A 21,708-nucleotide genomic window follows, 5' to 3' on the forward strand; every position below is an offset into this window, starting at 1 on the left:
AATTAAATTATACTGGCCCATTTTGACGTGTCCACTGTTAAGACTAACTTAAGAAAAGCGGAAAAGTCGAACCGAAAAACAGGAGTAGAACCGAAATCGGTGAAAGTCGAACCGAAAAACAGGAGTAGAACCGAAATCGGTGAAAGTCGAACCGAAAAACAGGAGTAGAACCGAAATCGGTGAAAGTCGAACCGAAAATGAGAAGTTGAACCGAATCCGGCAAAAGTCGAACCGAAATCATGAAAAGTTAAACCGAATCCAGCGTAAGTCGAACCGAAAATGAGAAGTAGAACCGAATCCGGCAAAAGTCGAACCGAAATCATGAAAAGTTAAACCGAACCCAGTGTAAGTCGAACCGAAAATGAAAAGTGGAACCGAAGTGGACAAAAGTCGAACCGAATCCAGCGTAAGTCGAACCGAAATCATGAAAAGTTAAACCGAATCCAGCGTAAGTCGAACCAAAATTCAAATTAAACTGAGCCGGCTCAACATAACTGAAAACCGTTCATCCCAAACGAGGCAAAGTTCATCCAAAATCAGGCACTTCATCGTAATCTGACCAAGGTTCATCCTAAACCGTAAAAAGCTTATCCCAAACAAGGCAAAGTTCAACTGAAACTGCAGAAAGTTCATCCTAATTTGCTTTGATAGATCCTCATGTACAACCTGGGAAAACTTTTCCCCGGGTAGGCAAAAAATGCTCCGTTTCACATTTGATAAGTTGTAGTCAGTTCCCTTGAATCCGACATTGGCGTCACCATAACCTGGAAGCCGGTTCATTGATGGTGATTCATTCGCCGTATACCTAACCGTTACCACCAGTGGAATAATCGATAAAGGAGGCCTTTTTTCTGTGGGGTCGGTTTTGCATCCGGATTATTCCGTGTTCCGCTGCAATAGGTGGTCGGTTCAGTCCCTTTTACAAAATAAGTTGGCCGGCCGGGGCATCGTGCGGAAGCAAGCAGTCCCGATTTTGGATCGATGCTGACACTGACCACACCTTCTGGCGGTGTGAAACTGTTTCCCGGGGTGCCGTCTAGTAGGGATTCCATGAAGTGGGTCCAAATTTCTTTTGCGTAGCTGCCGTCTGGGTAGGTGTTGATCGTTTCACCTTTATCGTAGCCAACCCAGACCACGGAAACGAGATTAGGCGTGAATCCGGCCATCCAGCTGTCGGTCGGTGTCGAACCGGTTTTGGCTGCCATTGTGTGGGTCAGCATGTTTGCGACTGTTCCGCCGGTTACTTTCGTATAGCCATTCAGCCTGTTGTCGAAAATACCGGTCATCATCTGCGAGAGAACAAAAGAAGCCTGTTTGTTTAGTACCTGTTTTTTTTCAGGGTGCCATTCATAGAGCACACGGCCCCTGCTGTCGGTGACTTTTGTTATGAACTCGGGATCAATCCTGGCGCCTTCATTTGCAAAAGTGGCATATCCTCTGGCCATTTCCAGAACACTGACCGGTTCGGACCCGAGAGCGAGAGAAGGAACCGCCTCGAGCGGGCTTGTGATTCCAGCGAGTTTTGCCGCCTCAACGAGCTTCCCCATGCCGATCGCCAGATGGGTTTTCACCGCAAATATATTGTCGGAGAGCGCAAGAGCCTGGGCCATCGTAATGGCACCGTTGGCATAATACCCGCCGAAATTATTTGGCGTGTAAGTCGCCCTTCCGTTATCGAACGTGAACATCGTGGGCGTGCTTTTGAGCAGGGTGGCCGGGGTGAAACCATTCTGGAGCGCCGCGTAATAAAGAAAAGGTTTGAACGCCGAACCCGGCGCGCGTTCCGCTGAGACTGCCCGGTTATACGGGCTTTTCTGATAGTCGCGCCCGCCGACCATCGCCGCGATGCCTCCCGTTTTCGGATCGAGGGCGATGAGCGCGGTCTGCAGATCAGAGCTTGCCGGAATCGTTTTCCGTACCCAGTATTCGGCGGCCTGCTGGGCGTTTGAATTAAGCGTTGTGTACACCTTGAGCCCGCCTGAGGCCAGTTCTTTCTGGTTGAAATGCAGCTTTTCGGTCAGCTCCTGCCGGACCGCATCCTGAAAATAGGGCGCTTCCTGCGGCGTTTTTTCCTGGCCCCGGACCAGGCGGACCGGGGCGGAATAAACCGCCTTTTCCTGTTTTTTTGTCAGGAACCCGCTTTCAACCATCGTGTCAAGAACGGTCTTCTGCCGCCTCTTTGCCTCATCATTATGAAGGAAGGGCGAATAAAGACTCGGGGCGTTCGGAATACCGGCCAGCATGCTCGATTCTGCAAGCGTCAGATCGCCCGCGTTTTTATTAAAATAGGTCTTTGCCGCCGCCTCAATACCGTAGGCGCCTTCACCATAATAGATTGTGTTCAGGTAGCCTTCCAGAATATCTTTCTTTGATTCATTCATTTCCAGACGGAGGGTATAGAACATCTCGGCCGCTTTGCGCTGCCACGTTCTGTCATTGGTCAAAAAGAGATTTTTGGCATACTGCATGGTGATGGTACTGGCACCCTCGGCTTTTGAAAAACTGCGCAGATCGATGAGCGCCGATCCGGCAATCCGCCTGAGATCAAAGCCGTGATGCTGAAAAAAACGGCGGTCTTCGACGGACAGTGTCGCCATTTTTATGAAAGGAGATATATTTTTAATCGACACCCATTGGGTGTTGCTGTCCTGCCACTTGCCCATCTGCTGCTGCCGGTTATCAAAAAAAACGGCAGGCTTTGATGCAGGGATCTCCATCGGACCGGCCAGTTTCGCCGCCGCCAGGAGGATGCTGAAAGATGCGATCGCCATAACCGCCAGCAGCACGCCCAGACGGACTGTCCATTTCAAATAGCCTTTATTTGCTTTTAGTGGCCGCCAGCTGAAACGCATATCAGAACCTCCTTCAATCGGTATTTATTAGTGCTTTTGCTTCGTATCTTGCTTTTCTTCGCTTTTTTCTACATTATGGTTTAAGAAAAGCGTTTCTAAACGCCTGGGTCCGGCTTAATTTTTCATTTTTCAGGCAATGCTTGGGAGTAAAACAGAGCGGGCGGCCGAAGAATGATCCGGTATAAAACCATCATCCGCAGGGCGCGGCGACGTCCCTGCGGATTGGGTGGAAAAATGTCGCGGCATGCGAAAAAAAACAGACTGAGTCTTGCTCGAGCAGGATCATTATTTTATAGTAATAGAAGTATGGATACAGGCGCGATTGTTTGAAAGACGGACTGCAGCCGAAGCGGAGGTGAGCGGATGGAGACACATGACGCTGAAATTGTCTTCACGAGCCGGATTGTGAGCAGGCAGCAGCCTGACGCCAATCAAATAACAAAGTCTGTACTGCGGGGACGCATCGCTGAAGGCGCGGGAAGTCTGTACCTGATTTTCAGTGCCACGGTCCCTGAAGCCGGGCTGGTCGACTACACGATTAAACTAAGCGGCGATGGCAGGGAGGCGCTGATCCGGCGCAAGGGCGCCGTTCCGCTCAGGCAACCGCTGTTCGTCGGCGAACCCATGCGGGGAACATTTGAGGCCCCTTTCGGAAAACTGGAGACGGAGGCGACGGCGCTGAAGATAAATTCATCCTGGGACCGGGAAACCCGTTCCGGAACGGCCGGCCTCGTTTACGAGATGATGCTGCAGGGAGAGTATGTCGGAAGATTCCGGCTTGATTTCCGGTTTACAGGGATGAAGTGAAGGCGCCGAGTTATTGAGATGGAGTCCAGGTACGGTGATCAACTTAGAAAACAGTCCGTAAGGGATGTTCAAAAGGACGATATGGGATGATGGGCCCGGGACACCGGGCTTTCAAAAAATGTGGTGGCCGACACGCATCAAGAACGTTTTTCTGCAGAATGCGGCGGTTTCGATGGTACACGGGAATATGCCCCACTGAAAGTGACAGCTGTTTTTTCGGACTTTTGAGAAGCCTTACCGGGTTTGAACGCAATTTTGGAGGGTATAACATGACGATTGTCGAGCAAGTCAAGCAGCAGTTAAAGGAAGAAATTAAGCAAGCCGTGGTTAAAGCGGAACTTGCGCAGCCGGATCAGATTCCGGATGTCATTCTCGAAGCGCCAAAGGATAAGGCGCACGGTGACTTTGCAGCCAACATGGCGATGCAGCTGGCGCGGATCGCGAAGATGTCGCCGCGTAAAATCGCGGAAGAACTGGTCGCCCATTTTGATAAGGAAAAAGGGCACATCCGCAAGATTGAAATCGCCGGTCCGGGGTTTATCAACTTTTTTCTTGATAACCGGTACTTGACGGATCTGATCCCCTCGATTATCGAGGCGGGCAGCGCGTATGGCGCGACTGAAAGCGGCGCCGGCAGGAAAGTGCTGGTCGAATTTGTCTCGGCCAACCCGACCGGAAGCCTTCACCTTGGCCACGCGCGCGGAGCGGCGGTCGGCGATACGCTCTGCAAGCTGCTGAGTAAAGCGGGTTACGAGGCGAGTGCGGAATATTATATTAATGACGGCGGCAATCAGATCACCAATCTGGCTGTATCTCTTGAAGCGCGCTATCTTCAGGAACTCGGCAGAGACGCGGAGATCCCGGAAAACGGCTACCACGGCAAGGACATCATTGGGCTTGCCAAGCGGCTTGTGGATGAATACGGCGACAAGCTGTTCGAAAAACCGGAAGAGGAGCGGATCCGCTTTTTCCGTAATTTCGGGGTGGAACATTTGATGCGCGGCATCAAGAAAGATCTGGCCGATTTCCGTGTCGCGTTCGACTGCTGGTATTCGGAGCGGTCGCTCTATGAAACGAAAAAAGTGACGGATGCCCTCGACCTTCTGAAAAGCAAGGGCGAAACGTACGAAAAAGACGGTGCCGTATGGCTCAAAACCTCTGAGTACGGTGACGACAAGGACAGAGTGCTCGTCAAATCGGACGGCTCGTACACTTATTTCATGCCGGATATTGCCTATCATAAAGATAAGTTTGACCGCGGTTTTGAACGGCTGATCGACGTTCTCGGAGCCGACCATCACGGCTATGTGCCCCGGATTAAAGCGTCGATGCAGGCGCTTGGCTACGATCCCGATCACCTGACCGCTCAGATCATCCAGCTTGTCAATCTGTTCAAAAACGGAGAAAAGGTCAAAATGAGCAAACGGACCGGCAAAGCGGTCACCCTGCGCGAACTGATGGAAGACGTCGGTGTCGACGCAGCGCGTTATTTCTTCGCTATGCGCAGTTCGGACAGCCATCTTGATTTTGACCTTGATCTGGCGATTTCTCACTCGAATGAGAATCCGGTTTACTATGTTCAATATGCCTACGCCCGGATCAGCAGCATGCTGAAGAAGGCCGAAGAATTTGAACAAACAGGTTCCGCAGGTCTCGATCTGAATCTGCTTTCCGGTGAGAAAGAAATTGATCTGTTGAAAAAACTGGGCGAATTTCCGGCCGTTGTCGCGGACAGTGCCGCAAAACTTGCCATTCAGCATATCCCGTCCTACCTGTTTGAGCTTGCATCCAGTCTGCATAGTTTCTATAATGCGGAAAAAGTTCTGGACGAAGACAACGTGCCGCTCAGTGCAGCCCGTGTGGCCCTGATGAAAGCCGTTCGCATCACATTGAAAAACGGTATGGATCTGATTGGTGTTGCTGCTCCGGAAAAAATGTAAAAACAAGAACGATCGCACGGCCCCCGCTCCGGAGGCCGTGTTTTTTTCAGAAGAGCCGGGGCATCTCGTTCAGGGCTTTGCAATTCGGCCGAACATCCGGAGACCCAAATTGTGAAAGATGCTGCGAAACCACGGAAAGTTGCTTAACCACTTCATTGTCCGGCTATTTTTTCAACCAAAATAGATTACAAAAAGGGACTGAGCCATCCGGAACAAACCGTCTTTAACTTATCGAGCGGGGACCGCTTTTGGATTGTTTCCAGCGTGACGGCCACCGATCTTTCACGAATCTCTTTCTCGGACTGATCGATAATAGCACGAACCAGTGCGGGATCCTCGGTAAAGCCCAAGAGTTCATCATTCCAGAAAAAACTGCGCCGGTCAAAGTTTGCAGTACCGGTGTAACAGAATCGCCGATCAACCACAAATACTTTGGAATGGTAAAAGCCTTGGTAAAAATGATACACACGTGCGCCTTTTTCAACGAGCGGGAGGAGATAGAGATAAGAAGCCGGCTTGACGATCGGATGGTCTTTTTTTATCGGCAATAAAATCGTCAGCTCAACGCCGCGGTCGAGACAGTCAAGCAGCACGTTCATCAGTTTGGGACTTGGAATGAAATAAGGTGAGCCGATGAAGATGGAAGACCGGGCAGCTGCGAATTTCTCGGCAAAAATGTTCTCAAGCTGTTTGCCGCTCGTTGCAATTAAAGCAAGAGGTGACGGCCCTTTTTTCAGCGGCGGGAAAAAACCAGGGCCGTCCGCCGTTTGACCGGTTGCAAGCCGCCAGTCCTCCAGAAACAGACGCTGAAGATCGGCAACACTTTCGCCTTCTACTCTCAGGTGATTATCTTGCCAGGACCCAGTCTCGGGTTTATTGCCGATGTATTCCCGGCCGACGTTGAATCCGCCGAAAAAACCGGTCTGTCCGTCGATCACAGCAATTTTTCTATGGTTGCGCCGGTTCAGATAATAGAAAGTGAATGGAAATTTCGGCTTCCCGGAAAAAGCAACTTGTACACCCGTCCGGGTGAGTTCGGCCCTTTTCTTCCTGACGCTTCCGCCATTCAGATAATCGACAATCAGACGGACGTCGACACCTTCGCCGGCCTTTTTTTTCAGAAGATCAAGCCAGTCGTTTCCGACATCGTCGGCTTTAAAAATAAAAAAGGATAAATGGATATGGCTGTGGGCGTTTTCAATGGTCCTCTTCATATCGCTAAATAGATCCCGTCCGTTTGTAAAGTAGTGGAGACGGCTCAGTCCTGTTTTTAACAGACCCTCCGGAAGCATCGGGTGCTTCACTTTAATGCCTGCATAGATATCCAGCAGGACGCCGACTATGAAAAGAACGGCCAGCGCAAGAATGATCAAAATGGCAGCGAGCAGGGCGTTCATGGATGCATTATTCCCCCAATCTGATAGTCGCTGATTTCTCGTTCCAAACACGGAAGCGGCGTAAAACGTTGTAATCTTAATATATCCCAATTTCGGTCATGTATCGATAAAGGGAATTCCGGCGAAACGGGATCGAACCATGGGAAGCCTAAACGAGGCGCAAAGAGTCTGTCGAAAAGATTTCCGGAACCCAGACTTGATTTTAATATGGAAACGGATTATTGTATAGAATGTGTAACCTTACAATGAATCATGCTCATCCTCATTGCTGATCGGTCATTGAAACCTCGGACGTTTATAAAGTTTCGGGTACTTGATCCGTAAGTGTTTGCGGGCTGAAGTGAGGAACTGAAAATGCCGGAACACAGGACTTCGGCGGGAGCATTGTCCCATTGAAAAGGGACATCGACGAAAGGAAAGGATGTTTCCATTGGCAGAACACGCAGTCGAAAAATCAAAAGTGGATCAATTGTACGATATATTGGCGGAGAGCAAAGAACCGAAGTCATTTTATGAAATGACGGATCAGGTCTTTGAAAAAGGCGAAATCGAGGCGGACAACGGAGAGACGATCGCACGTCTTTACACGACGCTGTCGCTTGACGGACGATTTCTGAGCATCGGCAATAATCTTTGGGCACTGCGCAACTGGTATGCGCTGGATCAGCGCGAAGACGATGTTGCCAAGACACTCGGGGAGGCCGAAACACATAAAAGGAAAAGCAAACTTGCCGAAGACGGGTTCGATGATTATGACGAATCTTATGATGAGGAAGGAACTGACGATTCGGACGAGTATGATGATGACGATCAGGATTTGATCGAAGATGATTCGGATGACGATGATTACGATGATCATGACAACGATGATGATGTTCAGCGCATCAAAAGAAACGTCAGCATCGATGATGACGAAGAATGACTCTGACGGGATGTCTTTCTGCGGGCAATCCCGGCGACGAGTTGATTGCGTTTTTTCCAAATATGGGCTCTTGATTCACGGCGGCAAGTCTGTTAGAATTGCAAAGGGCTATTATAGTACCGGTTTAATGAGGCAAAAGCGAGCCCTCCTCAAGGGGAGTGGTTTCGCTTTTGCTTTTTTTTACACTATAGAAAAGTATAAAAATTTTAAGGATTATAGTGTAAGCGACCGACCAGATCGCCGCGTCCTGCGGCATGTTCGGCATTAGGCTGTCCTGGCCCCCGCAACTAAGGCTCAGCCTGCGCCAGGGTTTGGCTTCGCCAAGTTTTCTAATAAAAAAGAAAGCAGTCCAGCTGGGGAGCTGCGGCGTGCAACCGTAATATTGTGATAAGGGGGAAACGAAAAGGATGACGAAGTATATTTTTGTAACAGGCGGCGTTGTGTCGTCACTCGGGAAGGGCATCACCGCCGCTTCCCTTGGAAGGCTGCTGAAAAACCGCGGACTGAAAGTCACGATCCAGAAATTCGATCCATACATTAATGTGGATCCCGGGACGATGAGCCCGTATCAGCATGGAGAAGTTTTTGTGACCGACGACGGAGCGGAAACCGATCTCGACCTCGGGCATTACGAGCGGTTTATCGACATTAATCTTAATAAGAACAGCAACGTGACTACGGGAAAGATTTATTCGACGGTGCTGAAGAAGGAGCGCCGGGGCGACTATTTGGGAAGAACAGTACAAGTTATCCCCCATATAACGAATGAAATTAAGGATCGTGTTTTCCGCGCGGGCAAAACGACGGGCGCCGATGTTGTCATTACGGAAATCGGCGGAACGGTCGGCGATATCGAGAGCCTGCCGTTTCTTGAAGCGATTCGCCAGATCAAGAGTAACGTCGGACTGGATAATGTGCTGTACATCCACTGCACGCTGATTCCTTATCTGCGGGCAGCCGGCGAAATGAAGACGAAACCGACACAGCACAGCGTAAAAGAATTGCGCAGCCTGGGTATTCAGCCGAATGTCATTGTCGTGCGCACGGAACTGCCGATTTCGCAGGAAATGAAAGATAAGATCGCTTTGTTCTGCGATATTGATAAAAAAGCGGTGATTGAAGCGCGCGACGCGGAGACACTGTATCAAGTTCCGCTGCAGCTTCAGGCTCAGCACCTTGACGACATTGTCTGTGAAAAGCTGCAGCTGCCGGCCGGAGAAGCCGACATGAGCCAGTGGCATGATCTTGTGGACAAGGTCCTGAATCCGAAAAGGCAGGTTAAAATCGGGCTGGTCGGAAAATACGTCGAACTTCAGGATGCTTACATCTCCGTTGTCGAAGCGCTGAAACACGGCGGATACACCTTTGACGCGGAGGTACATGTCGAATACATCAATTCAGAAGATCTTCATCCGGATAACATTGCCGATGCTCTGAAAGACGTCCAGGGCATCATCGTTCCCGGCGGTTTCGGCGAACGCGGCATCGAAGGAAAAATTCTGGCCATTCAGTATGCACGCGAACATAAGGTGCCGTTCTTCGGCGTCTGCCTCGGCATGCAGCTTGCTTCAATTGAGTTCGCCCGTCATGTGCTCGGCCTGACCGGAGCGGACTCCGCGGAGTTCGACGATTCGACGGCAGAACCGATCATCGATCTTCTCCCGGAACAGAAGGACGTCGAGGATCTGGGCGGAACGCAGCGCCTCGGTCTTTATCCGTGCAAGATACGCAAGGAAACAAAGGCCTATGCGGCTTACGGTAAAGAAATTATCTACCAGCGTCATCGCCACCGTTATGAATTTAACAACCAGTACCGTGAACAGATGGCCGAGAACGGAATTGTTTTCTCAGGGCTGAGCCCGGACAACAGACTCGTTGAAATGATCGAGCTTAATGATCACCCGTGGTTTGTTGCCTGTCAGTTCCATCCTGAATTCAAGTCGAGACCGACACGGCCCGAACCTTTATTCCGCGATTTTGTTCATGCATCGCTTGAAAATGAACGATAAGGCCGGCATCTTAGTTTATTTGTGTCCTTATTGATTTTATTCTGATTTTTATTGATAGAAAACTGACCCCGGCAAGCGGATGAACAGTCTCCGCCTGCCGGGTTTTTATTTGAAAAAAAGCCTGCTTGTTAGATGACCGGTTCGTCCATTTTTTTAATTACATGAAAAAGAAGGACATTCATTCTGTCACCTAGAATATTCAGAAAGTATTTCTAAATGCCAGATGTTTGCAGCTGACCCGGAAGGTCAGGTATCATCGGACAGGAAAAGAGGTGCAGGAATGGAAAATACCGCGGCGGATCATGATGTGGAAATATTGATCGTGGATGACCAGTATGGCATCAGAATCCTTCTCAATGAGGTTTTTCAAAAAGAAGGGTACAGGACGCTGCTCGCTTCGAGTGGCCTGCAAGCGCTGGAGATGGTCAATGAGCGGGATCCGAAACTTGTCTTGCTGGATATGAAGATACCCGGAATGAACGGTCTCGAGACTTTGAGAAGAATCAAACAGGCTAAACCGGAAGTTAAGGTGATCATTATGACCGCATATGGTGATCAGGACATTATCCGAAACGTGATCGCCGGCGGTGCGATCGCCCATTTTTCAAAACCGTTTGATCTTCAGGAACTGACTGCTTTGGTAAAAAGGGAAGTGCCGCCTGAAATAAAGTTAGATAAGAAAAAAAATTAAGAATGCGGGCGTTCAACCGGGCGTGTATGCGGTGACTCCGAAATGCCAACAGCACGATCTTCTTTTTTGTGGTATACTTTTGGTAATTAGAAGAGTTGTATCGCAGGCAAGTGATCCGCTATTGAGGTTGGAATAACGGGTGGATTCTCGTAAGAAGACGTGGAATGCGGTCAGCCCGGTTTTCTGATCTGAAAAAACTCTTTTGAAGAGGGTAAAGATACTCGTTTCCTTACATAGAATGATTTAGCCGACCGGCCCATTTTCCACTCGGAGACTTGCCGGTTTTTGATTCGGTGACACTGAGAACGGCTTACAAAGCGATTGAAATGAAAAGGAAGAATTTTGACCATGGAAAAATTACTGATTGAAGGCGGCCACAGTCTGAGCGGCTCCGTTCAGGTGAGCGGGGCGAAGAACAGTGCGGTCGCACTGATTCCGGCGACTATTCTTGCCGACTCACCTGTAACCATCGACCAGCTTCCCGATATTTCGGATGTACGCACGCTTTGTCGGCTGCTTCGTGAAATCGGTGGCAAAATCACTTTTCAAGAGAATACGCTGATTGTCGACCCGAGGGAAATGGTGGACATGCCGCTTCCGAACGGATCGGTTAAGAAGCTTCGCGCCTCGTATTATTTGATGGGGGCGATGCTGGGCCGCTTCCACAAAGCCGTGATCGGCCTCCCGGGCGGATGCAACCTGGGACCGCGTCCGATCGATCAGCACATTAAAGGTTTTGAAGCACTGGGAGCCAGAGTGACGAATGAACGCGGTGCGATTTATCTGCGTGCAGAAGAACTGAACGGAGCACGGATCTATCTGGATGTAGTCAGCGTCGGGGCGACGATCAATATCATGCTTGCCGCGGTCAGAGCCAAGGGCCAGACAATTATTGAAAATGCGGCCAAGGAACCTGAGATCATTGATGTGGCGACGCTCCTGACCAGCATGGGTGCAAAAATCAAGGGGGCAGGCACCGACGTTATCCGTATCGAAGGTGTCGATACGCTTCACGGCTGCCGCCATATGATTATCCCGGACAGGATTGAGGCGGGAACGTTCATGATTATCGGCGCAGCGGAAGGCCGGGAACTTCTGATTGATAATGTCATCCCCCAGCATGTTGAATCTCTGACGGCGAAACTGCTTGAAATGGGCGCGGATATTCAGGTCGGTGAAGACCAGATCCTCGTTTCGAAAAGCAGGGGACATCTGAAAAGCGCCGATGTGAAGACGCTTGTCTACCCGGGATTTCCAACCGACCTGCAGCAGCCGCTGACCAGTCTGCTGACGCAAGCCGGCGGAACGAGCATTATTACCGATACAATTTACGGAGCGCGCTTCAAACATATTGATGAACTGCGACGCATGGGTGCAAACGTTAAAGTGGAAGGACGGTCGGCGATTCTGAGCGGTCCCGCAGGGCTGGAGGGAGCGCGGGTCAGAGCGACGGATCTGCGCGCGGGCGCATCGCTTGTGATCGCCGGACTGATCGCAAGCGGCATCACGGAAATCGTCGGCGTAGAACATATCGACCGGGGTTACGATCACCTTATGGAAAAGCTGCGGGGAATCGGCGCTCATATCTGGCGTGAACCGCTGCTGGATGATGAGGTTCGCGAAAGCCTGAAGGAGCAGGAGTAAACTTCAGCCTGTGTACTCGCTGGAACTGCTGGAAGTGAAAGGATTTGAATGATAGAGGGCTCGCCGGAGATGCATTGACGGCCCCGAAATACATAAACAGGTGGCGTACAGGCCGGGCTTTTCTGCCCGGATGATGTACGCCTTTTTACTACTTCGATTAAAACGCTTTCCAAAAGAAAATAAATAGTGTATCATAATCAATAAAATGTAACTCATAAATGATACCAATCTCTTTGAAAAGGGGCTAATGAAGTGGAAAGAAGTTTGTCAATGGAACTTGTCCGGGTGACGGAAGCGGCCGCTCTGGGGTCCGCAAGATGGATGGGACTTGGGAAAAAAGATGAGGCAGACGATGCGGCAACTTCAGCGATGCGCCACGTTTTCGATACGATTCCTATGCGCGGGACCGTCGTGATCGGCGAGGGAGAGATGGACAACGCGCCGATGCTGTATATCGGCGAGACGCTCGGCATGGACTGCGGACCCGAAGTCGATGTCGCAGTCGATCCGCTCGAAGGAACCAATATCGTTGCGACGGGATCGTGGAATGCGATGGCCGTGCTGGCTGTCGCTGATCACGGGCAGCTGTTGCATGCGCCGGACATGTATATGGACAAACTGGCCGTCGGGCCCGATGCGGCGGGAAAAGTCGACATCGATGCTCCGATCGCCGACAATTTGAAAGCGGTAGCAAAGGCTAAGGGGAAGGACATCTGCGATCTGGTTATTACGATTCTCGATCGGAAAAGGCATGAGCGGCTGATTGCCGAGATCCGAAAGACAGGGGCAAGAATCAAACTGATTCCTGCGGGGGATATTGCCGGTGCCTTGAATGCGGCATTTGACGAGACAGGCGTGGATATGCTGCTGGGGTCGGGAGGCGCTCCTGAAGGTGTTATCTCAGCGGTGGCGATGAAATGCCTCGGCGGCGATTTCCAGGGCCGGCTGCTGCCGCAGTCTTTCCATGAAGAGGAACGCTGCCATCGCATGGGGATCGAGGATCCGAACCGGGTGCTGCGCATGGAAGATTTGGTCAGTGGCGATGACGCGATTTTTGCTGCGACGGGTGTAACGGACGGAGAATTGCTGCGGGGCGTCCGCTATCCTAAAGCGGACAGGGGCGTGACCCATTCACTCGTCATGCGCGCAAAGTCGGGCACACTCCGCTTTATTAACGGATCGCATATCCTGAGTCAAAAACCGGGTCTCGTGCTGCCTGAAATACAAGTGATTTGAGGAAACATATTAGAAAAACACGGACGAAAATCAGTTCCGTGTTTTTTTGTTTGCCTGAAGAACGTAATCGGGACAGAACAATGAGTGGAAAACGTTCACAGATTCTGCTTTGCAAAATTTTCTTTATGTTGTAATAGTTGCTTAAATGGGTATAATGTGATAAAAAAGAGGTAGAATTAATTTAAAATCGGGTGGATTAGGCAATTGGATCTGTGACTCAGTCTATGATTTGATCGCGAAGACGGGTATTCCGTTTTCCGATCACCTCATCAGCTTGTGTTCGCACAAGTGATACTCTTTCAAACGAGCTCCAGTTTTCTCTCCGGCGTACAGCAATGTGCGGACTTCTTACATTTCGGACATGAACCATACTATGCGATGGCAAACATCAGAATGAGACCTTCTAATTAAACACCTTTCATAATAAAAGATAACTGACAAAATATAGACTAGGCAATACAACTCTAAAGAAGCGTGGTGCGATAATGACGATAACATTAGCAGAATTGGAAAATATGAAACTGAAAGAATTATATGAGCATGCCAAGGAATTTAAGGTATCCTATTACAGCAAACTGACCAAGCGTGAACTTATCTTTTCGATATTAAAGAAACAGGCGGAACAGGACGGGCTGTCTTTGATGGAGGGCATTCTGGAAATTATTCCGACGGAAGGCTTCGGGTTCCTGCGTCCGATCAACTATTCGCCGAGTTCGGAGGATATCTATATTTCTGCTTCGCAGATCCGCAGGTTCGACCTGCGCAATGGCGATAAGGTGACGGGCAAGGTAAGGCCGCCGAAAGAAAACGAGCGTTATTTCGGTCTGCTCCGGGTTGAGGCGATTAACGGAGAAAACCCGGATACAGCTAAAGAACGTGTCCATTTTCCGGCCCTTACTCCAATCTATCCAAACCGGCAGATGGTTCTGGAAACAACGAGTGAAAATTTCTCGACACGGATTATTGATATGATTTCACCGGTCGGGTTTGGACAGCGCGGGCTGATCGTCGCGCCCCCGAAGGCCGGAAAAACAACGCTTCTGAAGGAGATTGCGAACAGCATCAGCATTAACTATCCGGACGTGGAACTGATGGTTCTGCTTGTCGATGAGCGGCCTGAGGAAGTCACCGATATTGAACGCTCGGTCAAAGGAGATGTCGTCAGCTCGACCTTTGACGAAGTGCCGGAGAACCATGTAAAAGTATCGGAACTCGTGCTTGAACGGGCCATGCGTCTTGTTGAACATAAGCGGGATGTCGTGATCCTGATGGACAGTCTGAACCGGCTGGCCCGCGCCTACAATCTCGTCATTCCGCCAAGCGGACGCACGCTTTCCGGCGGGATTGATCCCGCAGCCTTCCACAAACCGAAGAAATTCTTCGGCGCGGCGCGGAACATCGAGGACGGCGGCAGCCTGACGATACTGGCTACTGCGCTGATCGACACCGGGTCGCGCATGGATGATGTCATTTACGAGGAATTCAAAGCCACAGGCAACATGGAACTGCACCTCGACCGCCGCCTCGCGGAACGGCGTATTTTCCCGGCGATCAATATCCGCCGTTCGGGAACGAGAAAAGAGGAGCTGCTGATCAATCAGGATCATCTCGATAAACTGTGGACAATGCGCAAGACGATGGATGAATCACAGGAGTTTGTGGAACATTTTTATAAACGTATTAAGGAAACCAAATCAAATCAGGAATTTTTCGATCTGTTTGACAAGGAAAAAAGCGGCTTGATTCATGCCCAGAACTGATTGGAAGGGCAGGCTGTTTGTCGGCTCATTCATTTTTTTCAGCAATTGGGAAAACCGGCCGGTATGGCGAGGTGCGCTTGCAAATCGCCGGCCGGCTTGCTATAATACACGTTGTGCATTACGCTATCAGACTCTGGTTTGAGAGAATAGCCAGGGCGAAAAGGAGATGAATGAGATGAAAGCAGGCATCCATCCTGACTACCATCCCGTCGTATTTATGGACGCAAGCACCGGTTTTAAGTTTTTGAGCGGTTCTACAAAAACATCGAATCAAACGATCAAATGGGAAGACGGCAAAGAATACCCATTAGTAACGGTCGAAATCAGTTCCGATTCGCATCCGTTCTATACGGGCCGCCAGAAATTCGCAGACAAGGGCGGCCGCGTCGATCGGTTTAAGAAGAAATATAACATCAAGTAATTCGGATTCCGGATTTCAACAAGAAATTGAAACGGCTTTTTCAGCCGGCACAGCCAGTTTTTGCTTTTTTGCGCGTGCCATGCGGAATCGGCCGTTTTCATCTTTTTATGAACCCGAGGATAAGCAGAAAGCTGCAGGCAGGTCACCCTGTCTGTTTTTTGTACATTAGAAAACTTGGCAAATCCAAGCCCTGGCGTAGCCTGAGCCTTATTTGCGGGGGCCAGGACGGCCTAATGCCGAACATGCCGCAGGACGCGGCGATCTGTTCGGTCGAACCGGAATTCGGAAAGTTGAACCGAACCGATGGAAAGTTGAGCCGAAACACGGGAAAGTCGAACCGAACCGATGAAAAGTTAAACCGAATCCGGGCCAGCAGATATATACCGAAACAATATTTTTAAGACGCAGGAAGGAAGAAAAAAATGGCACAGCTCTTTTTTAAGTATGGAGCGATGAACAGCGGCAAGTCGATTGAAATTATTAAAGTGGCCCATAATTACGAGGAACAGGGGAAGCCCGTCCTGCTGTTTACATCCGGTCTTGACGACCGGGACGAAGTCGGATCGATTTCCAGCCGTATCGGATTCAAAAGGACGGCGATTCCAATTTTTGCCGAAACGGATATTTTTAACATGGTCCGCAATTATCATCCGCGGCCGCATTGCGTTCTGGTCGACGAAGCGCAGTTCCTGACAAAGACGCATGTGCTTCAGCTGGCGAAAATTGTGGATGAATGCAATATTCCCGTGATGGGCTTCGGACTGAAAAATGATTTTCGCAATGAACTGTTTGAAGGAAGCAAGTATCTGCTGCTCTATGCCGACAAAGTCGAAGAAATGAAGACGATCTGCTGGTTCTGCGAGCGAAAAGCGACGATGAATCTGCGGATCGACAGCAACGGAAAACCAGTCTATACCGGTGATCAGATTCAGATCGGCGGCAATGAGAGTTACTATCCGGTCTGCAGACGCTGCTACCTGCACCCGCCAATCTGACGCATCCCGCAGGACGTTTTTTGACGCTTCAAAGAAACGTATAATATAATGAATGAAGAATCATGTACGGATGACGGACGCGTTTCTGCAATAGATGAGGTGAAAAAATGTTTGAACGATTACAGACGCTGGAGGAGCGCTATGAAAAACTGAACCAGCTTCTGGCCGATCCCGATGTCATCGGCAATCCTAAAAAGCTGCGGGATTATTCAAAAGAGCAATCGGATCTTCAAGAGACAGTCGCCGTCTATCGGAATTACAAAAAAACGATAGATGAGCTTAATGATGCGAGAACGATGCTTGACGACCGGATGGACGCCGGCATGAAAGAAATGGTCCACGATGAGATCGGCCGTCTTGAGGTTCAGAAAGCCTCGTTTGAAGAGCAGCTCAAGCGGCTTCTCATCCCAAAGGATCCGAATGACGACCGCAACGTTATCGTCGAGATCCGCGGTGCGGCTGGCGGCGATGAGGCGGCGCTGTTTGCCGGCGACTTGTTCAAGATGTATTCTCGTTATGCTGAACAGCAGAACTGGAAGACGGAGATTGTTGATGCCAGTCCGAATGAAATCGGGGGCTACAAAGAAATTGTCTTTATGGTTACCGGGAAGGGCGCATATTCCAAACTGAAGTACGAAAACGGGGCGCACCGCGTGCAGCGTGTTCCGGAGACGGAATCGGGGGGGCGGATCCACACGTCGACAGCGACGGTGGCCGTTCTTCCGGAAGCAGAGGAAGTCGAGGTCGAGCTGAACGACAAGGATATCCGCGTCGACCGTTTCGCATCCAGCGGTCCCGGTGGGCAGAGCGTCAACACGACGATGTCGGCGATTCGGCTGACGCACATCCCGACAGGCATTGTCGTGTCCTGCCAGGAAGAACGATCGCAGATCAAGAATAAAGAAAAGGCAATGAAAGTGCTGCGCGCCCGGGTTTACGACAAGTACCAGAAAGAAGCACAGGCGAAATATGATTCGACAAGAAAATCCGCGGTCGGCAGCGGAGACCGCTCCGAACGGATCCGTACCTACAATTTTTCGCAGAATCGTGTGACCGATCACCGGATCGGGCTGACCATCCACCAGCTCGACCAGGTCCTGAACGGAAAGCTTGACGAAATCATCAATGCGCTGATTTTAAACGATCAGACGAAAAAAATGGAACAGGCGGATGCCCGGTGATATGGAAACGATATGAAGCGCTCAAATGGGCGTCTTCTTTTTTGAAAAGTTATAAGCGCGATGATAATATCGGCGAAATTCTTCTGTGCGACAGGCTTGGCCTGACACGTACGGATCTTCTGGCCAATATCCGGGAGCCGCTCCCTGACGCGGATGCCGTCTGGCTGAAAGAGCGCGTCACGGAGCATGCGCTGAAGGGGACGCCTGTGCAGTACATGATCGGACAGGCGCCATTTTACGGACGCAGGTTCAAGGTGACTCCGGATGTGCTGATTCCGCGCCCCGAAACGGAAGAACTCGTTTACCGTGTCGGGGTATGGGCGGGCCGTTTTTTCGGAACCGGATCCCGATTATCCGTCTGCGATATCGGGACCGGCAGCGGAGCAATTGCCGTAACGCTTGCTTTGGAACATGACGGGTGGCAGATGACCGCCGTCGATGTTTCTGCGAAGGCGCTTTCGGTCGCCGAAGAGAACGCGGCGGCGCTCGGCGCGCCCGTGACGTTCCGCCTGGGCAGCCTGCTCGAACCGCTTGAAGGCAGGCCATTCGATGTGCTTGTTTCCAACCCCCCCTATGTATCCCGCCCGGAAATGAGGGAACTGAGCGACACCGTGAAAGATTATGAACCGCATCTGGCCCTGTTCGGTGGTGAAGATGGTCTTGACTTTTATCGCCGGATTCTGCAGGCGCTGCCGTCGGTTTTCGGACACAAGCCTTATTTTCTGCTTGCGTTCGAGATCGGTGCCTCGCAGGGCCGGGCTGTGGAATCATTGGTGAAGCAGGTATTTCCCGACCGGATTGAGGATCTTGCTGTTGAAAAAGATCTGTCGGGACGCGACCGCAACGTGATGGCTGTCATTCGAATAAATTAATCTTTTCCGGGTACGTTTAGTTTTCCGCCTTCCTGACCACAATGTCGGGTAAGGAGGCGGACACCATGAAAAAGTCTTTATCAGTACTCATTCTATTATCTATCAGTCTAGCATCTGTTTTTTTCTTCTGGCAAAACGGCCCGTCCCAAGCGACCGGCCAGGGACCGATTCCGCAGGACGCGATCCGGCTTCGTATTCTCGCAAACAGCGACACGCCCGCCGATCAGACCGTGAAACGCCAGGTACGTGATGCGGTCAACAGCGACATCACCGGCTGGGTCCGAAATCTGAAGTCGCCGGGACAGGCCGAAACGGTTATACGTTCTCATATGGCCGAACTCCGGGAAATTGTCAAACAAACTCTGCGCAAGGTTCATGCAAGCGAAGCATTTGATATGAAGCTCGGACAGGCGGACTTTCCAACGAAAATGTACGGAAATTATGTCTATCCTGCGGGAAAATATCAGGCTCTGGTCATCTCGCTCGGCGCTGGAAAAGGAGCCAACTGGTGGTGTGTCCTTTTCCCGCCGCTCTGCTTTCTCGACTTCTCCAACAGCGAGGCAGTCAGAAACAATTACACGGGCAACGCCTCCAGATCTGCGCAGAATGGTTCAGTGAAAACCGTACCGGCTGATCAGGCGGGAACTCAGGCAAAGCAGGTTGAAGTTCACTCGTTCGTCTTTGACTTTATTGTGAAACTTTGGGATTCGATCATGGGATAACAGGATAACAGATTCCTGAAGTTCATTGAAAGAGAGCGCCTGAAAGGGCGAAATGGTGTATACTGAGAGCAAATATAAAACAAACGGACCGGCCGAAAAGCCGGTTTTATGTGGTGCAGGAAATATGGATGGGAGAAAAAGCGGGCAGATAATTATAGAGTAAAAGGAGAAATCGTCATGGTTGAGACAAAGCAGTGGCGGGCAGATCCTCTGACCGCCGGGCTGGAAAATGATCCGCAGATCAAAGCTGCGGCACAATGCCTGATCGAGGGTGAGGTCATCGCGTTCCCGACAGAAACGGTGTATGGCCTGGGGGGAAACGCGAAATCGAGAGACCCGATCAGAAAAATATATGAAGCAAAAGGAAGGCCAAGTGACAATCCGCTGATTGTCCATATTGCGACGCCTGAGCAGGTCAGAGAAATCTGCACCGAAATCAATCCGATCGCTAAGAAGCTGATGGATACCTTTTGGCCGGGGCCGCTGACTCTCGTTCTGCCGTCGCGCGGCGAAGTGTCCGACGCGGTCACGGCCGGACTGTCGACGGTAGCAGTCAGGATGCCGAGCCATCCGGTGGCGCGCGCGCTGATCCGCACGGCAAATTTGCCGATTGCGGCGCCGTCGGCAAACCGCTCCGGACATCCGAGCCCGACAAAAGCAGAACATGTGCTGCATGACCTGGACGGCCGCATCGCCGGCATAATTGACGGCGGCGAGACAGGCGTGGGTGTCGAATCTACCGTTGTTGACTGCACGACAACGCCCGTCACGATTCTCCGTCCCGGAGGCATCTCCCGTGAACAGCTGATTGATGCAATCGGCCCGGTCGCCGATGATCCGGCTATGACACGTCCGGATCAGACGCCAAAAGCGCCCGGAATGAAGTACAAACATTATGCTCCAGAGGCCGTCATGTATCTAGTGCCGGGCGGCGGGGAACGTATCCAGGGCCTCGTTGCCCATGAGAAAAACAATGGCAGGCGGGTCGGAGTTCTGACCACGGAAGAAAACGAAAACGGTTATCCGCTTGCCGACGTTGTGCTCACCTGCGGCAGGCGAGGCGAACTGGAAAGCGTTGCGCACAGCTTGTTTGCCGTGCTCCGGGATTTTGACAGCAAAAAAGTCGACGTTATCTATAGCGAGACTTTCCCGGAAAAAGGGATCGGCAAGGCCATCATGAACCGGCTTTCCAAAGCGGCGGCCGGCAGGCTCATTGATTAAGCAGCAGGCCCGCTCTTCACGGGAAAGTGCTGAATAGAAAAGACTCGTGACTTGATCAAACGTTTATTTTATACATTCAGTTTCTGTAAGCCCTGATTTTTCCTGGAAGAGGAATCAGGGCTTTTTGCGTTTTATATCCGCAATTCATGTTCCTGAACCTAAAGCGGCCGGCAGCGCATTTAAAGTTTCGATTTCTCCTTCTATTGTCCCATGGACATGCATAAAGTGATTTTACGGGACAGGAAGGGGGAGCGGGCATGACGGCAGCGGATCTGATCGGTGAAGGTCTGACATTATGTATGATGGCGCTGGCTCTCGGCATGGATGCCTTTTCTGTGTGCATGGGGATGGGCATGAGCGATTTTCGGATGAGACAGGCTGCAAAAATAGGAACAATGATCGGCTTTTTTCATTCGCTCATGCCCCTTGCCGGTATGGCTCTCGGACATATTCTATCCCATCGTTTTGGTGACATTGCCGGCAGAGCAGGCGGCATTCTTCTGATACTGATCGGTGTCCAGATGATCTTTTCCGTAGTCAGTCACAAGCGCGGACAGAAAGAATTAATGTATGCGACAGACGTAGGGCTGATGCTTTTTGCAATCAGCGTCAGTATCGACAGTTTTTCGGTAGGACTCAGCATGGGCATATTCGGAGCGAGAGTGATGGCTACGATTCTTCTTTTCGGTCTGCTGAGCATGGTCATGGCCTGGGCGGGTTTTTTTGTCGGCAGACGAACCCACCGTTTTTTTGGACGTTATGGAGAGGCGCTTGGCGGTATGATCATGTTCGCGTTCGGTTTAAAACTGCTCTTTCACCTCCATCTCTGAGAACGCTAAAGACTCATGTGGCTCAAGATTTGTCCGGTCTTCTGAATGCGGCCAAGCAGATACAGCGATAAATTGGCGAAGACCGATAAATTTGAGTTGACGACTGATAAATCTTAGCCTATGACCGATAAATCGAACCAAACGACTGATAAACTTGTATCAACGACCGATAAACCGAGCATAACGACCGATAAACTGCGCTGAAAGA

At 50.7% G+C, this 21,708-nt stretch carries 17 protein-coding genes; 15 read left to right on the forward strand and 2 right to left on the reverse strand.

What is annotated here, in order from left to right; all coding sequences use genetic code 11:
• Nucleotides 1-812: 812 nt before the first annotated feature.
• On the reverse strand, nt 813-2,852 hold the full coding sequence (locus IEX81_RS06525) for a transglycosylase domain-containing protein (protein WP_188802269.1): 2,040 nt from the start codon (nt 2,850-2,852) through the stop codon (nt 813-815).
• 363 nt (nt 2,853-3,215) lie between these two features.
• On the opposite strand from IEX81_RS06525, the gene IEX81_RS06530 reads away from it, so the two are divergent.
• Both IEX81_RS06530 and argS read left to right on the forward strand, forming a co-directional pair.
• On the forward strand, nt 3,216-3,659 hold the full coding sequence (locus tag IEX81_RS06530) for a YwiB family protein (protein WP_188802270.1): 444 nt from the start codon (nt 3,216-3,218) through the stop codon (nt 3,657-3,659).
• Between the two features lie 269 nt (nt 3,660-3,928).
• Nucleotides 3,929-5,599, forward strand: coding sequence for an arginine--tRNA ligase (argS, locus tag IEX81_RS06535; protein ID WP_188802271.1), 1,671 nt, complete (start codon nt 3,929-3,931; stop codon nt 5,597-5,599).
• 185 nt (nt 5,600-5,784) lie between these two features.
• Here argS and IEX81_RS06540 read toward each other — a convergent pair whose 3' ends face one another.
• Nucleotides 5,785-6,996 carry a phospholipase D-like domain-containing protein gene (locus tag IEX81_RS06540; protein ID WP_188802272.1) on the reverse strand — a complete coding sequence of 404 codons (1,212 nt, stop codon included), beginning with the start codon at nt 6,994-6,996 and terminating at the stop codon, nt 5,785-5,787.
• Between the two features lie 421 nt (nt 6,997-7,417).
• Between IEX81_RS06540 and rpoE the strand changes: the two genes are divergently transcribed.
• The 13 genes from rpoE to IEX81_RS06605 all read left to right on the forward strand — a co-directional run bounded on the left by rpoE (nt 7,418) and on the right by IEX81_RS06605 (nt 21,500).
• Entirely contained in the window at nt 7,418-7,918 is a 501-nt protein-coding gene (rpoE, locus tag IEX81_RS06545; protein WP_188802273.1) for a DNA-directed RNA polymerase subunit delta, read from the forward strand.
• Nucleotides 7,919-8,325: 407 nt separating this feature from the next.
• A complete protein-coding gene (gene pyrG / locus IEX81_RS06550; RefSeq protein ID WP_188802274.1) occupies nt 8,326-9,927 on the forward strand; it encodes a CTP synthase in 1,602 nt (533 codons plus the stop codon).
• A 280-nt stretch (nt 9,928-10,207) separates the two neighbouring features.
• On the forward strand, nt 10,208-10,618 hold the full coding sequence (locus tag IEX81_RS06555; RefSeq protein WP_188802275.1) for a response regulator: 411 nt from the start codon (nt 10,208-10,210) through the stop codon (nt 10,616-10,618).
• A gap of 348 nt (nt 10,619-10,966) precedes the next feature.
• The gene (murA, locus tag IEX81_RS06560) at nt 10,967-12,262 is read left to right on the forward strand and encodes a UDP-N-acetylglucosamine 1-carboxyvinyltransferase (RefSeq protein ID WP_188802276.1); all 1,296 of its coding nucleotides are present in this window, start codon (nt 10,967-10,969) and stop codon (nt 12,260-12,262) included.
• Between the two features lie 252 nt (nt 12,263-12,514).
• A complete protein-coding gene (glpX, locus tag IEX81_RS06565; protein WP_188802277.1) occupies nt 12,515-13,498 on the forward strand; it encodes a class II fructose-bisphosphatase in 984 nt (327 codons plus the stop codon).
• Nucleotides 13,499-13,983: 485 nt separating this feature from the next.
• On the forward strand, nt 13,984-15,258 hold the full coding sequence (rho, locus tag IEX81_RS06570) for a transcription termination factor Rho (RefSeq protein ID WP_188802278.1): 1,275 nt from the start codon (nt 13,984-13,986) through the stop codon (nt 15,256-15,258).
• Nucleotides 15,259-15,433: 175 nt separating this feature from the next.
• Entirely contained in the window at nt 15,434-15,679 is a 246-nt protein-coding gene (locus IEX81_RS06575) for a type B 50S ribosomal protein L31 (protein ID WP_188802355.1), read from the forward strand.
• 422 nt (nt 15,680-16,101) lie between these two features.
• Nucleotides 16,102-16,674, forward strand: a complete 573-nt coding sequence (locus IEX81_RS06580; protein ID WP_188802279.1) for a thymidine kinase — start codon at nt 16,102-16,104, stop codon at nt 16,672-16,674.
• Nucleotides 16,675-16,781: 107 nt separating this feature from the next.
• Nucleotides 16,782-17,855: a peptide chain release factor 1 gene (gene prfA, locus IEX81_RS06585; protein ID WP_188802280.1), complete on the forward strand. Its 1,074-nt coding sequence runs from the start codon at nt 16,782-16,784 to the stop codon at nt 17,853-17,855.
• Nucleotides 17,852-18,727: a peptide chain release factor N(5)-glutamine methyltransferase gene (gene prmC, locus IEX81_RS06590; RefSeq protein WP_188802281.1), complete on the forward strand. Its 876-nt coding sequence runs from the start codon at nt 17,852-17,854 to the stop codon at nt 18,725-18,727. Before prfA ends, prmC begins: the two co-directional genes overlap by 4 nt.
• A gap of 65 nt (nt 18,728-18,792) precedes the next feature.
• The gene (spoIIR, locus tag IEX81_RS06595) at nt 18,793-19,449 is read left to right on the forward strand and encodes a stage II sporulation protein R (RefSeq protein ID WP_188802282.1); all 657 of its coding nucleotides are present in this window, start codon (nt 18,793-18,795) and stop codon (nt 19,447-19,449) included.
• A 177-nt stretch (nt 19,450-19,626) separates the two neighbouring features.
• Entirely contained in the window at nt 19,627-20,670 is a 1,044-nt protein-coding gene (locus IEX81_RS06600; RefSeq protein ID WP_188802283.1) for an L-threonylcarbamoyladenylate synthase, read from the forward strand.
• A gap of 257 nt (nt 20,671-20,927) precedes the next feature.
• Nucleotides 20,928-21,500: a manganese efflux pump MntP gene (locus IEX81_RS06605; RefSeq protein WP_188802284.1), complete on the forward strand. Its 573-nt coding sequence runs from the start codon at nt 20,928-20,930 to the stop codon at nt 21,498-21,500.
• Nucleotides 21,501-21,708 lie beyond the last annotated feature (208 nt).

It is taken from the genome of Sporolactobacillus putidus (genome assembly GCF_014647035.1).
Taxonomy (GTDB): domain Bacteria; phylum Bacillota; class Bacilli; order Bacillales; family Sporolactobacillaceae; genus Sporolactobacillus; species Sporolactobacillus putidus.

What these genes read in the sequence shown, in the direction of transcription:
- IEX81_RS06525 (WP_188802269.1), bottom strand. Translation starts at nt 2,852, where the DNA reads ATGCGTTTCAGCTGGCGGCCACTAAAAGCAAATAAAGGCTATTTGAAA.
- IEX81_RS06530 (WP_188802270.1), top strand. Translation starts at nt 3,216, where the DNA reads ATGGAGACACATGACGCTGAAATTGTCTTCACGAGCCGGATTGTGAGC.
- argS (WP_188802271.1), top strand. Translation starts at nt 3,929, where the DNA reads ATGACGATTGTCGAGCAAGTCAAGCAGCAGTTAAAGGAAGAAATTAAG.
- IEX81_RS06540 (WP_188802272.1), bottom strand. Translation starts at nt 6,996, where the DNA reads ATGAACGCCCTGCTCGCTGCCATTTTGATCATTCTTGCGCTGGCCGTT.
- rpoE (WP_188802273.1), top strand. Translation starts at nt 7,418, where the DNA reads ATGTTTCCATTGGCAGAACACGCAGTCGAAAAATCAAAAGTGGATCAA.
- pyrG (WP_188802274.1), top strand. Translation starts at nt 8,326, where the DNA reads ATGACGAAGTATATTTTTGTAACAGGCGGCGTTGTGTCGTCACTCGGG.
- IEX81_RS06555 (WP_188802275.1), top strand. Translation starts at nt 10,208, where the DNA reads ATGGAAAATACCGCGGCGGATCATGATGTGGAAATATTGATCGTGGAT.
- murA (WP_188802276.1), top strand. Translation starts at nt 10,967, where the DNA reads ATGGAAAAATTACTGATTGAAGGCGGCCACAGTCTGAGCGGCTCCGTT.
- rho (WP_188802278.1), top strand. Translation starts at nt 13,984, where the DNA reads ATGACGATAACATTAGCAGAATTGGAAAATATGAAACTGAAAGAATTA.
- IEX81_RS06575 (WP_188802355.1), top strand. Translation starts at nt 15,434, where the DNA reads ATGAAAGCAGGCATCCATCCTGACTACCATCCCGTCGTATTTATGGAC.
- IEX81_RS06580 (WP_188802279.1), top strand. Translation starts at nt 16,102, where the DNA reads ATGGCACAGCTCTTTTTTAAGTATGGAGCGATGAACAGCGGCAAGTCG.
- prfA (WP_188802280.1), top strand. Translation starts at nt 16,782, where the DNA reads ATGTTTGAACGATTACAGACGCTGGAGGAGCGCTATGAAAAACTGAAC.
- spoIIR (WP_188802282.1), top strand. Translation starts at nt 18,793, where the DNA reads ATGAAAAAGTCTTTATCAGTACTCATTCTATTATCTATCAGTCTAGCA.
- IEX81_RS06600 (WP_188802283.1), top strand. Translation starts at nt 19,627, where the DNA reads ATGGTTGAGACAAAGCAGTGGCGGGCAGATCCTCTGACCGCCGGGCTG.
- IEX81_RS06605 (WP_188802284.1), top strand. Translation starts at nt 20,928, where the DNA reads ATGACGGCAGCGGATCTGATCGGTGAAGGTCTGACATTATGTATGATG.